Origin of the sequence: Lentzea alba, assembly GCF_047445655.1 — a bacterium.
Classification (GTDB): Bacteria; Actinomycetota; Actinomycetes; order Mycobacteriales; family Pseudonocardiaceae; genus Lentzea; species Lentzea alba_A.
Genome location: NZ_JAJAEG010000051.1, coordinates 14061 through 29305 on the forward strand (window position 1 = coordinate 14061; position 15245 = coordinate 29305).

At 68.9% G+C, this 15245-nt stretch carries 1 protein-coding gene; it reads right to left on the reverse strand.

From position 1 onward, the window contains the following. Window positions 1–13: 13 nt before the first annotated feature. Window positions 14–15244: an SDR family NAD(P)-dependent oxidoreductase gene (locus tag LFM09_RS46515; RefSeq protein ID WP_414103068.1), complete on the reverse strand. Its 15231-nt coding sequence runs from the start codon at window positions 15242–15244 to the stop codon at window positions 14–16. Window position 15245 lies beyond the last annotated feature (1 nt).

Below are 15245 nucleotides of genomic sequence, written 5' to 3' on the forward strand. Positions count from 1 at the left end.
GTGTTCCTCCGGTTCAGGACTCGCTGGTGCCGAGCACGAGCCGCACCAGGTCGTCGGTGTCCATGTCGTCGATCGCGTCGGGCTCGTCCGATGCCTCCACCACATCCGGCACCAACTCGGCCACCAGGTGATCAGCCAGCGCCGCCGGACTCGGATGGTCGAAGACCAGCGTCGGCGGCAACCTCAACCCGATCGCCGCGCTCAACCGATTGCGCAGCTCCACCGCGGTCAGCGAGTCGAACCCGAACTCCTTGAACGTCCGGCCCGACGGCACCTGCCCCGGATGCCCGAGCCCCAGCACCCCGGCCACCTCAGAGCGCACCAGCTCCAGCAACACCTGCCGCGGATCCCCAGCCGTCCGCAACGTCTCCTCCAAAGGCGCCCGCGAAGCCTGCCGCGCCGGCACCCGCACCAACCCGCGCAGCAACGAATGCAGTGCCCCCGAGGCCGCCTGCGCCCGCAACGCAGCCAGGTCCAGCGGCATCGGCACCAACACCGCCTCCGGAGCCCGCAAAGCCGCGTCGAACAGCCGCATGCCCTCCACCGCACTCAACGGCCGCACACCGCTACGAGCCATGCGCGCACGATCGGCCTCACTGAGGTGCCCGGTCATCCCGCTGTCGTCCGCCCACAACCCCCACGCCAGCGACACAGCCGGAATCCCACGCGCCTGCCGACGCGCAGCCAACGCGTCCAAGAACGCGTTCGCCGCCGCATAGTTCGCCTGCCCAGGCCCACCGAACGTGCCCGCCGCCGACGAGAAGAACACCATCGGCACATCCGGCAACAGCTCGTGCAAGTGCCACGCCCCATCAACCTTCGGCCGCAACACCCCGTCGACGCGCTCGGCCGTCAGCGACGAGATCACACCGTCGTCCAACGTGCCCGCCATGTGCACAACAGCGTCCACCGACGTCTCCGCCAGCAACCGCTCAAGCGCGGCCCGGTCCGCCACATCGCACGCCACCGCCGTGACACCGGGCTCCGGCGCCGCGACCACCCCTCGCCGGCTGGCCAGAACCACCCGCACACCGTGCTCCGCAACGAGATGCCGCGCCACCAACCGCCCGAGCGTGCCAGTGCCGCCGGTGATCAGCACGGTCCCGTCAAACCGCACGACCTGCTCCGCAACGGTGGCCCGCGCCAACCGCGGCACCAGCACTTCGTTACCCCGCAACGCAAGCTGCGGCTCACCGGTCGCCACCGCCGCACCCAACAACCGATGCGGCACCTCGTCAGCGTCGACCAGCACGATCTTGCCGGGGTTCTCCGACTGCGCCGACCGCACGAGACCCCAGACCGCGGCGCCGGCCAGATCCGGTTCCTCCCCGGTGGCGTTCCGCGTGACGAGCACGAGCGGTTCCTGTTCGCCGGCAACCCATTCCTGCAACAGCGCCAAGGTCTCGTGAACCGCCGTCCGCACGTCGTCGTGCCGGAGCTCCACCACCCGCGTCGTGAGCTCAGCGGGCGAGACGGGAACGGGCGTCCACTGCACCGCATACAGCGACTCGGGCGCAACACCGAGCTGGTCAGCCGAAACGGGCCGGATCACCAACGACTCCACGCTCACAACCGCGCGCCCAGCCTCATCAACCGCGCTCAGCGAGACCGCATCGGCCCCGACCGAGACCAACCGCACCCGCAACACCGACACTCCCACCGCGTCCAACGACACACCGCTCCAGGCGAACGGCAACCTGCCCTCACCGCCACCGCCATCGAGTCCACCCAGGACGATCGCGTGCAGCGCCGCGTCAAGCAGCGCCGGATGCAGCCCGAACCCGGCATCCACCTCAGGCAACCGAACCTCGGCGAAGACCTCGTCCCCACGCCGCCAAACCCGTTGCAACCCCTGGAACCGCGGCCCATAGGCAAACCCGATGGCGCCCAACCGTTCGTACAGGTCCCCGACCGCGATCTCCTCCCCGCCCGGCGGCCACTCGTCAATCCTCAGCGGCCCCGCGTCCCCGGAACCCAGCACCCCGTCGGCATGACAAACCCACGCACCGTTCGCGACCCGCGAATACACCGCAACCGTGCGCCTACCGGTGTCGTCGGGCCCACCGACCGCAACCTGCAGCTGAACCGCCTCGTCCGCCGGCAGCACCAGCGGCGCCGAGATGGTCAGCTCCTCGACCAGGTCACACCCGGCCTCCTGCGCCGCCCGCAACGCCAACTCCAGAAACGCGGTCCCGGGCAACAACACCGACCCGAGCACAGCGTGATCCGCCAACCACGGATGCGTCGCCAACGAAAGCCTGCTCGTGAACAGCAACCCGTCGCTGTCCGCAAGGCTGGTCACCGCCCCCAGCAACGGATGTCCAGGCGCCGCAAGCCCCGCCGCCGCAACGTCCACGCGCGGCGTGTCCAACCAGAAATGCTCCCGCTGGAACGCATACGTGGGCACATCCACCCGCCGCGCACCTTCAAAGCACCGCGCCCACTCAACGTCCGCCCCGCCAACCCACGCCTGCGCCAACGACGCCACAAACCGATCCCACCCGCCGTCGTCCCGCCGCAGCGACCCGACCGCAACCCCTGCCTCGATCCCGACGGTGAGCACGGGATGCGAACTGACCTCGACGAACAACCCGTGCCCGTCCTCGCCAAGCCTCCGCGTGGCCTGCTCGAACCGCACCGTGTTGCGCAGGTTCTCGTACCAGTACTCAGCATCAAGCCCAGCGGTGTCGAACCGCTCCCCCGTCAACGTCGAGTAGAAGGCGACCTTCGTCGCACGCGGTTCAATCCCGCGCAGGGCCGCGAGAATCTCCTCTCGAACCGCTTCAACGTGCGGAGTGTGCGACGCGTAATCCACCGAAATCCGCCGCGCATGCACCCCCTCCGCCTCGCAAGCAGCCAACAACCCCGCCAACGCCTGCGGCTCCCCCGCGACGACAGTGGCCGCGGCCCCGTTGACCGCCGCAACGTGCACCTGCCACCGTTGCGCCAGCTCAGCCGCCCGGTCCTCCGGCAACGCGACCGACACCATGCCGCCCGTACCAGCCAACGCGGTGATCGCCTTGCTGCGCAAGCACACCACCCGCGCACCGTCCACAACGGACAACGCACCCGCCACGACCGCCGCCGCGATCTCCCCCTGCGAATGCCCAACGACCGCCTGCGGCTCAACCCCGTACGCCCGCCACAGCGCGGCCAACGACACCATCACCGCCCACAACACCGGCTGCACAACGTCAACCCGCTCCAGCGCCTCAGCGTCCTCAAGCACCTCGAACAGGTCCCAGTCCACCCACGGCCTCAGCGCAGCCGCACACTCCGCCATCCGCTCGGCGAACACCGGCGCACTCTGGAGCAGCTCCACGCCCATGCCAACCCACTGCGAACCCTGCCCGGGAAACACGAACGCCACCCGCCCGGCCTCGTCAGTGGTTCCGGCGGCTATCTCCACACCGTCCTGCGCCAACACCGCCCGATGCCGGAACACCGACCGCCCGGCAAGCGTGCCGCCAACGTCCACTGGCTCAACCCCGGGACGCCGCACGAACTCCACAACCCGCTCAACCTGCGCCCGCAACGCGGCCTCGGACTTGGCCGACACCACCAACGGCACCGCCCGCGCGCTCTCGGCCGCTCCCGCAGCGTCGCACTCGGCCAGGTCTGTCGCGCCGCTCTTGGCCGGTTCCGCAGTGTCACTCCAGGCCGGATCTGCCGCGCCGCTCTCCGGCACCACCGCCACGTCGCGCTCGGCTGGGTCCGCCGTGCCGCTCTCCGGCACCACCGCCGCGCCGCACTCGGCAGCATCCGCCGGGCCCGCCGCATCGCCCTCAGCCGGACCCGCCCCGTGCGGAATCGATCCCGATTGACCGGCCCCTTGGAGGGATCGGGTCCCCACTCCAATCATCCCAAGCGGGTCTGACAATTCCGGAGCACTCGGACCTTCCAAGATCACGTGCGCGTTCGTGCCGCTCATCCCGAACGACGACACCGCGAACCGCCGCGGCCGACCCACCTCCGGCCACGGCCGCGACGACGTCAACAACTCAACGGCCCCAGCCGACCAATCCACATGCGGCGAAGGCGCATCAACGTGCAAGGTCGCCGGCAACACCCCGTACCGCATTGCCTGCACCATCTTGATCACGCCACCAACACCAGCGGCGGCCTGCGAGTGCCCGATGTTCGACTTCAACGACCCCAGCCACAGCGGAACCTCCCGCCCCTGCCCATACGTCGCCAACAAAGCCTGAGCCTCAATCGGATCACCGAGCGCCGTCCCCGTCCCATGCGCTTCGACAACATCGACATCCGCACCCGAAAGCCCCGCCGAGGCCAGCGCCGCACGAATCACCCGCTGCTGCGAAGGCCCGTGAGGCGCAGTCAACCCGTTAGAAGCACCGTCCTGGTTCACCGCAGACCCGCGCAGCACCGCGAGCACCTCATGCCCGTTGCGCAAAGCATCAGAAAGCCGCTCCACCAACAACACGCCAACGCCCTCTGCCCAAGCAGTGCCATCAGCAGCCGCAGCAAACGGCTTGCACCGCCCGTCAGGAGCCAACGCGCGTTGGCGTGAGAACTCAGCGAATGCGATCGGCGTCGGCATCACAGTCGCACCACCGGCCAGAGCCAGCGAGCACTCGCCGTTACGCAGCGCCTGCGCAGCCCAATGCAAGGCAACCAAAGAAGAAGAACAAGCCGTGTCGACCGTGACCGCCGGCCCCTCGAATCCGAACGTGTAAGCCACCCGCCCGGAAGCCACGCTCGCCGCCCCACCGGTCCCGAGGTAGCCGGAAACCTCTTCGGGCGCGCGCTCGTAACCGCGAGACGCGTAGTCGTGGTAGACGACACCGGTGAACACGCCCGTCTGACTGCCGCGCAACGACAACGGATCGATCCCCGCGCGCTCCAGCACCTCCCACGAAACCTCCAGCAACAACCGCTGCTGCGGATCCATCGCCAACGCCTCACGCGGATTGACACCGAAGAACTCCGCGTCGAACTCCCCCGCGTCGTGCAAGAACCCACCCGCGCGGACGTAAGACTGCTCGTCAGACAGATCCCAGCCACGACCCGACGGCAGCCCACTGATCGCCTCGCCACCGTCAGCCACCAGACGCCACAGGTCCTCCGGCGACCGCACCCCACCCGGATACCGGCACGCCATCCCCACGATCGCAATCGGCTCGTCCACGACACGTGAGACAGCCGCCTCGACAGGCCGCCCACCGCGCAGATGCTCAGCCAGCGCCAACGGCGTCGGATAGTCGAACAGCAGCGTGGCCGGCAACGCCACACCGGTAGCCGCCGCAAGCCGGTTCCGCAGCTGAACCGCCATCAACGAGTCGAATCCGAACTCCGTGAACGCCCGAGCTGGATCTACGGCATCCGGACTCTCATGCCCCAGCACCACAGCAGCGTGCGCGCGCACCAGATCGAGCACATCGGCCACGGGCACCTCAACCGCAGCCACCTCCGCCACCGAGCCGTCCAACCAATACCGCTCGTGCTGAAAGGCGTACGTGGGCAGATCGATCCGCCGCGCACCTGTTCCGTCGAAGAAACGCGCCCACTCGACCGGCACACCCCGCGCGTACAGCTCGGACAGCGCCGTCACGAACGCCACCGGCTCGGTCCCTGTAGTGGCGAACACGTTGCTGTCCACTGAGGACAGGTTGTCCGCGGCAGCCGCAGCGAGAACACCGCGCGGTCCCAGTTCCAGGAACGCGGTCACACCTTCGTCCGCCATGGCACGCACGGCATCCCCGAACCGCACGGCCCGACGCACGTGCTCCACCCAGTACTCCGCGAACGAGACATCGCCAGCCGCCAGCGGAATCGACGGCGCCCGGTAGGTCAGCCCTTCCGCGACCCGCCGGAACTCCTCCAGCATCGGCTCCACCAACGGCGAGTGGAACGCATGACTGACATCGAGCCGCTTCGTCTTCCGTCCGTCGAACCGCGCGACGATCGCCCGCACCTCGGCCTCATCGCCGGAGATCACGACGGCGTCGGGCCCGTTCACCGCCGCGATGTCCACCCGCCGAGTCAGCAACGGCAGGACTTCCTGCTCACTCGCCTGAACCGCCACCATGGCGCCACCCGCAGGCAGGGCCTGCATCAACGTCCCGCGCGCCGCAACCAACGTCGCCGCGTCCTCCAACGACAACACCCCAGCGACGTGCGCCGCCGCCAACTCGCCGATCGAGTGCCCGGCCAGGAAGTCCGGCCGCACCCCGAACGCCTCGACAAGCCTGAACAACGCGACCTCGACCGCGAACAGCGCCGCCTGCGTGTGCGCGGTCTGTTCCAACGACCCGCCGCCGAACACCACCTCGCGCAACCCACATCCCATCAAGGGATCCAGCCGCGCGCACACCTCGTCGAACGCCTTCGCGAACACCGGGAACGCCTCGTACAGCTCCCGCCCCATGCCCGGCCGCTGACTGCCCTGCCCGCTGAACAGGAACGCCACCCGCCGCCCCGCCACCGCGACGCCCTCCACGACGTGCGGGCTCACCACCCCAGCCGCCAACGCGTCGAGCCCGTCCCCGATCACCACGGCCCGGCGCTCCAACGCCGCCCGCGTGGTCACGAGCGAATACCCGAGATCAACCGGATCGACGTCCAAGCCCGCAAGCCGCCCAGCCTGCGCCCGCAACGCCTCCGCACTCCTCGCCGACACCACAAGCGGCCTCGGAATCGATCCCGATTGACCGGCCCCCTGGGGGGATCGGGTCCCCACTCCAATCATCCCAAGCGGGTCTGACAAATCCGGAGCACCCGCAGACTCCAAGATCACGTGCGCGTTCGTTCCCGACACGCCAAACGACGACACCGCCGAACGACGCGGCCGACCCACCTCCGGCCACTCCCTCGACCCCATCAGCAACTCGACCGCACCGGCAGACCAATCCACGTGCGGCGAGGGCGAATCCACGTGCAAGGTGGCCGGCAGGACCCCGTGCCGCATCGCCTGCACCATCTTGATCACACCACCAACACCAGCGGCAGCCTGCGCATGCCCGATGTTCGACTTCAACGACCCCAGCCACACCGGCTCAGCACGGTCTTGGCCGTAGGTGGCCAAAATCGCCTGCGCCTCAATCGGATCGCCGAGAACCGTGCCAGTGCCATGAGCTTCGACGGCATCCACATCGGCGCCGGTCAACCCAGCCGAAGCCAGCGCCGCACGGATGACGCGCTGCTGCGACGGCCCATGAGGCGCAGTCAACCCGTTCGAGGCCCCGTCGGAGTTGACAGCCGACCCACGCAGAACGGCCAGCACCTGATGCCCGTTGCGCTGAGCATCGGAAAGCCGTTCCACCAGCAACACACCGACACCCTCAGACCAGCCGGTCCCATCAGCCGAAGCGGCGAAAGCCTTGCAGCGACCATCCGGAGCCAACCCCCGCTGCCGGCTGAACTCGATGAACGTGGCAGGAGTCGACATCACCGCAACACCACCGGCCAGCGCGAGCGAGCACTCACCGTTCCGGAGCGCCTGCGCCGCCCAGTGCAATGCCACCAAAGAAGACGAGCACGCGGTGTCGACCGTGACAGCCGGCCCTACGAGACCGAGCGAGTACGCAACCCGACCGGAAGCAACGCTGCCCGCAGTGCCAAGACCCAGATAAGCCTCGACATCCGCCGGGATCGAGTCGAGCCGCGACGCGTAGTCGTGGTACATCACGCCGGTGAACACGCCAGTCTGACTGCCGCGCAACGACAACGGATCAATCCCCGCCCGCTCCAACACCTCCCACGAAACCTCCAACAACAACCGCTGCTGCGGATCCATCGCCAACGCCTCACGAGGCGACAACCCGAAGAACGCCGCATCGAACAACCCGGCGTCGTGCAGAAACCCGCCGTGCCGAGCGGACGACTTGCCGGGCCGGTCCGGATCCGGGTCGTAGAGCGCGTCGACGTCCCAGCCGCGGTCCACCGGAAACGAGCCGATCGCGTCGACCTCGTTCAACACCAGGTCCCACAGGTCTTCCGGCGAACGAACCCCACCCGGATACCGGCACGCCATCCCCACGATCGCGATCGGCTCGTCCGACGCAACCCGTTGCGCAACAACAGAAACCGCGCGCACATCGAGCAACGACTCCCGCAGCCGTTCGGCAAGAGCGAGCGGAGTGGGGTGGTCGAAGACCAACGTCGCCGGCAACCGGACATCCGTGGCGGCCGACAGACGGTTGCGGAGCTCGACGGCAGTCAGCGAGTCGAAGCCGAGCTCGCTGAAGGCACGACTGGGTGAGATGGCGTCCGGCGCATGACCGAGGACGGCAGCAACGCCAGCACGCACCAGATCCAGCAGGACGCGTTGCTGCTCCGCCAAGGAGAGCGTGCGCAGGCGCTGAGCCAGGCCGTGCGCGGTGTCGGTGTCGCGGGCGGACCGGCGCGTGCGGACCAGGCCGCGCAGCAACGGGTTCGCCGCGGACCGCAGGTCGAGCCGCGCCGCGACGAACGTGGCCTCCCCGCCGCGCAGTGCCGCGTCGAACAGCGCGAGGCCGGTCTCGTCGGCCATCGCCACGGTGTTGTCGCGGGTGCCGATGTCGGCGAGGTGAGCGGTCATCGCGCTGGTCCGCGCCCACAGACCCCAGGCGATCGACACCGCGGGCAGGCCGCGCGCACGGCGGTACTGCGCCAGGGCGTCCAGAAAGGCGTTGGCGGCCGCGTAGTTGCCCTGGCCTGGGCTGCCGAACACCCCCGCCACGGACGAGAACAGGATCAACGGCACGTCCGGCGCCAGCTCGTGCAGGTGCAGCGCGGCGGCGACCTTCGGGCGCAGCACCGAGTCCAAGCGTTCAGGGGTCAACGAGGTGATCACACCGTCGTCGAGAACGCCGGCGGCGTGCACGATGGCGGTCAGCGGGGGTTCGATCCGCTCCAGCAACTCGGCCAGTTGATCTCGGTCGGCGACGTCGCAGGCGACGCCCCCCAGCTCGGGGGCGACCTCTCGCCTGCCGGCAAGCACGACGTGCCGGACGCCGTAAGTCTCGACGAGGTGCCGGGCGAGCAGGCTGCCGAGCGCGCCGGTGCCGCCGGTGATCAGCACCGTGCCTTCAGGGTCGAAGAAGGCGTCCGATGTGGACGTTTGAGCGCGCTGAAGCCTTGGCACGTATGCCTGACCGTCGCGGATCATCAGCTGCGGCTCACCGGACGCGAGCGCCGCAGGCAGCCAGGACTCGTCACCGTCGACGAGGAAGATCCGGCCGGGGTGCTCGGACTGCGCCGACCGCACCAGGCCCCACACCGCGGCACCGTCGAGATCGGGGTCGTCCGGGTCGACGGCTCCGCTGGTCAACACGACCAACCTGGAGTCCGCGCCGATCCACTGCTGCAGCTGCGCCAAGGCAGCGTGAACGTTGTCCGGCGACACCACCACGACGTCATCCGGCATCTCGCCCGTCTCAGGCAGCGCGATGGGCGTCCACGAGACGCGGTACAGCGAGTCGACCGACGCCACCGGCGCCAGGTCCGCGATCGGAACAGCTCGCAGCACCAACGACTTCACCGTCGCGACCGGCAGCCCGGCGCCGTCCGCCAGCTGGACCGCGATGCCGTCTGCGCCACGGGTCAACCGCACGCGGACGTAGGATGCACCGGTCGCGGCCAGCTCGACGCCGTTCCACGAGAACGGCAGAAGTGCTTGTCCTGGCTCCGTCTCTCCCCAGCCGGCGACGGCGATCGGGTGCAGGGCCGCGTCCAGCAGCGCCGGATGCACGCCGAACTCACCGAGTTCGCCCGGGAGACGGACATCGGCGAAGATCTCGTCTCCCCGCCGCCACAACGCGGTCAGCCCCTGAAAAGCCGGCCCGTACTCGTAACCGCGCGCAGCCAACGCGTCGTACACCCCGCCGAGGTCCACGGCAACAGCACCGACGGGCGGCCACTCGGTCAGGTCGAACGACTCCGGTGTGGTCGCGGAGGTCAGCACACCGCTCGCGTGCCGTTGCCAGGTCTCGCCAACCCGGCTGTGCACGGTGAGGGCGCCGTCCGGACCAACGACGACCTGCACCTCGACATCGCCGCGCTCCGGCAGGACCAGCGGCGCTTCGATGACGAGTTCGTCGACGGCCGCGTGGCCGGTCTCGTCCGCCGCCGTGAGGGCCATCTCGACGAACGCCGTGCCAGGCAGCAGAACCGTCCCGGACACCGCGTGATCAGCCAGCCACCGCATGGTCCACAGCGAGAACCGCCTGGTGAACACCTTCGCGCCCGTGTCCGCCAGCTCGACGCCCTTGCCCAGCAACGGATGCCCGGCCTCGCCCCTGGCTTCCAACCAGTAGCGCTGACGTTGGAACGCATAGGTGGGCAGATCGACCTTCCGCCCGCTGAAGCGCCAGCCGACCTCGACGCCCCGCACCCACAGCTGCGCGGCGGACGTCCGGAACCGGTCCGGCCCGCCGTCGTCGCGGCGGAGCGTGCCGAATCCGGTCAGCAGCACCGGATGCGGGCTGATCTCCAGCAGAACGCGGTCGGCCAGCCCACGAACGACCGGGTCGTACTGCACAGTCTCCCGCAGGTTGCGATACCAGTACTCGGCATCCAGCGCGCCACCGCCGCACGTCGACAGGAACGGGATCTCCGGCTCGCGCGGCTCGATGCCGGCCAGCGCGGCCAGCAGTTCGTCGCGAAGCTCCTCGACCTGCGCGGAATGCGAGGCGTAGTCGACCGGTATCCGCTTGCCCGCCACGGTGCTGAGCGCGTCCAGGTCACCGGACAACACGAACGACTCGGGACCGTTGACCGCGGCCACCGACAGCCGTGCGTCCAGCTGGTCAGGCACCGCGTCGACGACCAGCATCCCGCCCTTGCCCGCGAGCCTGGTCGCGATCAGCTTGGCGCGCAACGCGACGACCCTTGCTCCATCCTCAATGGACAACGCCCCCGCAACGACCGCGGCAGCGATCTCCCCTTGCGAGTGCCCGACGACCGCACTCGGCTCCACCCCGTGCTCACGCCACAGATGCGCCAACGACACCATCACGGCCCACAACGCGGGCTGCACGACGTCAACCCGTTCGAGTGCTGCCGCGTCGCCCAGCACCTCGAACAGATCCCACTCCACGAACGGCTCCAGCGCCCGCGCACAGTCCGCCATGCGCTGCGCGAACGCGGGTTCGGCTTCGAGCAGGTCCAGCCCCATACCGGCCCACTGCGACCCCTGGCCGGGGAACACGAACACCACCCGGCTGTCGTCGCCCGCGACTCCGCTCGCGATCTCGGTGTGGTCCGGCGCCAACACCACCCGATGCGGAAACGCTGCCCGGTTCGCGAGCGTGACGGCGACGTCCGCGGGGTCGACCTCACGGGACTCCGTGAACGCGATCAGCCGGTCGACCTGGTCCCGCAACGCCGCCTCGGACTTGGCCGACACCAGCCACGGCATCCAGCTCTTCGGAATCGATCCCGATTGACCAACCCCCTGGGGGGATCGGGTCCCCACTCCAATCATCCCAAGCGGGTCTGACAAATCCGGAGCACCCGCAGACTCCAAGATCACGTGCGCGTTCGTTCCCGACACGCCAAACGACGACACCGCCGAACGACGCGGCCGATCCACCTCCGGCCACGGCCGCGCCGACGTCAGCAACTCGACCGCCCCAGCCGACCAATCCACGTGCGGCGAGGGCGAATCCACGTGCAAGGTGGCCGGCAGAACGCCGTACCGCATCGCCTGCACCATCTTGATCACGCCACCAACCCCGGCGGCGGCCTGGGTGTGACCGATGTTCGACTTCAACGACCCCAGCCACACCGGCGCAGAGCGATCCTGCCCATAGGTCGCGATCAACGCCTGCGCCTCAATCGGGTCACCAAGCGCCGTTCCGGTGCCGTGCGCCTCCACCGCGTCGACATCAGCAACAGACAGCCCCGCCGAAGCCAGAGCCGCACGAATCACCCGCTGCTGCGAAGGCCCATGAGGCGCGGTCAGCCCATTCGAAGCGCCGTCGGAGTTGATCGCCGACCCCCGCAGCACGGCAAGCACCGAGTGGCCGTTGCGGCGAGCATCGGACAGCCGTTCCAAAAGCACCAGCCCGACGCCCTCAGACCACCCCGTGCCGTCGGCAGCGGATGCGAATGCCTTGCAGCGACCATCAGCCGCCAGCCCGCGCTGGCGCGAGAACTCGATGAACGTGGCCGGAGTCGCCATCACGGCCACACCACCGGCCAGGGCCAGCGAACAGTCACCGCGCTGCAGCGCCTGAGCCGCGAGGTGCAGCGACACGAGCGAGGACGAGCAGGCCGTGTCCACCGTGACAGCGGGACCTTCGAAGCCGAAGTTGTAGGCGACGCGGCCTGAGACGACGCTGCCCGCCGTGCCGATGCCGAGATGCCCTTCGACACCCTCCGGAGCGCGCGCCCCGACCGCGTAGTCGTGGTACATCACGCCGGCGAACACACCGGTCTGACTGCCACGCAACGACAACGGATCAATACCCGCCCGCTCCAACACCTCCCACGAAACCTCCAACAACAACCGCTGCTGCGGATCCATCGCCAACGCCTCACGAGGCGACAAACCGAAGAACGCCGCATCGAACGACCCAGCGTCGTGCAGAAACCCGCCGTGCCTGGTGTAGCTGGTGCCGGGGTGCGCCGGATCAGGGTGGTAGAGGGCGTCGAGGTCCCAGCCGCGGTCCTCCGGGAACTCCCCGATCGCGTCGACCCCATCAGAGACCAACCGCCACAGGTCCTCCGGCGAACGCACGCCACCCGGATACCGGCAGGCCATGCTCACGATCGCAACAGGCTCGTCGAGCGAACCCTCAGCCGCAGCAACGGAAGCACGCGGTGCGCCGAACAGCAGATCACGCAGGTGACCAGCCAGCGCCACACACGTGGGGTAGTCGAACGCGGACGTCACCGCCAGCGGCAGTCCGGTCGCAGCAACCAGTTCGTTGCGCAGCTCCACGGCCGTCACCGAGGTCAGGCCGAGCTCGCGGAACGGCCGGTCCGCGGCAATCTCACCACCGCAGGTCCGAGCAGCCGCGGCGCGCACGAGATCCAGCAGAAACGCGTCGCGGTCAGCGGACGCCAACCGGGAAAGCAGGGCCGCAGACGACTCGACAACAGGTGCCTCGACGAGCACGCAGCTATGACCAGCGGAAACGATCGCACCGAACATCTCGATGGCACCGTCACCCCAGGCCGTCGAAACAGCAGGCAGGCCCTGGGCACGCCGATGCCGCGCAGCCGCATCGCACTGAGCGCCAAGATCCGGCCGCGCAGAAGGCCAGCACAACAGCAGCGGAATGTCACCGGTCAGCGGCGCGATGTCCGGATCCGTGCACACGATCAAACCGGGTTCGTCGGACGAACCGAAGTGCTCGATCACTTCGTCCGCGATCGGACCGGACCCCAGGACCGCAACCCGCCCCTGCGGTTCGAACGCGTGCACCGCAGCCAAGCGGTTCACCCGAGGCGTCCACACCACGCCGTCCCGCACGGCAAGCCGCGCCTCACCGCAGCCGATCACTGTCGGCACATCGAGAGAATCCGTGTCGGCATCGACCAGCACAACCCGGTGAGGCCGCGCCAGGCCCCACACCGAAGCATGCGCAAGGTCTTCCACGCCTTCGGAGTCGTTGACGGCCACCGCACGCCGCGTCACGACGACGAACCGCGCAGAAGGCGCAGGATCCGCAGCCAGCCAAGCGTCAGCCTGCGCCGAGACCTCCCGCACGCCCAGCCCAGAAGGTCCACAGTGGACCAAAGTGACGTCGAACCGCTGCCCAGAACCAGTGACCTCCACCCACTCGACGGCAAAGAGCGGCCGACCGGAGGCACGTAGTCGAAAAGGCCGGGAGGCGAGCAGATGCCGGGCGATCTTGCCGGACGAAGTACGTGGAATGAGATCCACCTCGTACAGCTCCTCAGGCACCTTCACCGCGGAGAGCTGTTCCCTGCAGGCCGACAGCACCAAAGCGGGATCGAACCCCGGACCAGGCACCACGTACGCGACCGGCACCTCGCCGAGAACGTCGTGCGGCTTGCCCGTCACCGCCGAATCAACCACTCCCGGCACCTCCAGGAGCACGCGCTCGACGTCGCCGGGATGGATGTTCTCCCCACCGCGGATGATGAGTTCCTTGGTACGCCCCGTGATCGTCAGGAAGCCGAGCTCGTCGCGACACGCCAGGTCACCGGTGCGGTACCAGCCGTCGACGAGCACCTCGGCGGTCGCGGACGGCTGTTCGTGGTAGCCGACCATGACGTTCGGACCGCTCGCCCACACCTCGCCTTCAGCCCCACCAGCAACGTCCACGCCGGTCTCCGGATCCACGATCCGCACGCTCACGCCGGGCACCGGCAGACCGCAGGAACCCTCGACCCGCGCGCCGGACGGCCAGTTCGCGGTGATCAACCCGCACGTCTCGGTGCTGCCGTAACCGTCGAGCAGCGGAACACCGAACGCCCGCTCGAAATCGGCCCGCAACGACGCCGAACACACCGAACCTGCGGTCAGGCAAACCCGTAACGCCGGCGCAACCACACCGTCCGCAGCACGCATGAGGTGGTGATACATCGCCGGCACACCAACAAAAAACGTGATGTCCTCACGCAACGCCGAAAGCACGGCCTCGGCCGAGAAGCCGTTCTGAATCCGCGCGGTTGCACCAACCGCCGTCACACCCAGCACGCACAACACGTGCGCGAGGCTGTGGAACAACGGCGCCGGCCACAGCACGACGTCCGACGGCGACAGCCCGAAGATCGGCGCGTAGCAGGCCGCCACCGACCACAGACAGCTGCGTTGCGTCGACAGCACACCCTTGGGCTGCCCGGTGGTGCCCGAGGTGTAGAGCATCCAGGCGTGCTCGTCGAGCCCGAGGTCATCCCGCGCCGGCACCTCGGGCTCGGTGGCGGCCAAGGCGTCGAAGTCCTCAACGGCGAACACGTCAACTCCGAGACGCCGCAACCGCTCCACGTGCGAAGCATCGGTGATCACCACCGACGCACCGCTGTCCGCCAGGAAGTGGGCAAGCTCGGCGTCGGTGGCGTCCGGGTTCAACGGCACCCCGACCGCACTGGCCCGCGTGATCGTCAGGTAGCTCTCGACGACCTCGACCCGGTTGCCGAGCAGAATGGCAACCCGCCCGCCCCGCGGGACGCACCCGGCCAGGTGCCCGGCCAACCGTGAGGTCCGCACCTCCAGCTCGGCATAGGTGACCGAGCGCCGCACGTCGGCGAACGCGACCTTCTCACCGAAGCGCGCCGCATGCGCCCTGAGCAGTTCGGGCAACGGCCGGATCAGCTCAGCACGCAGCATG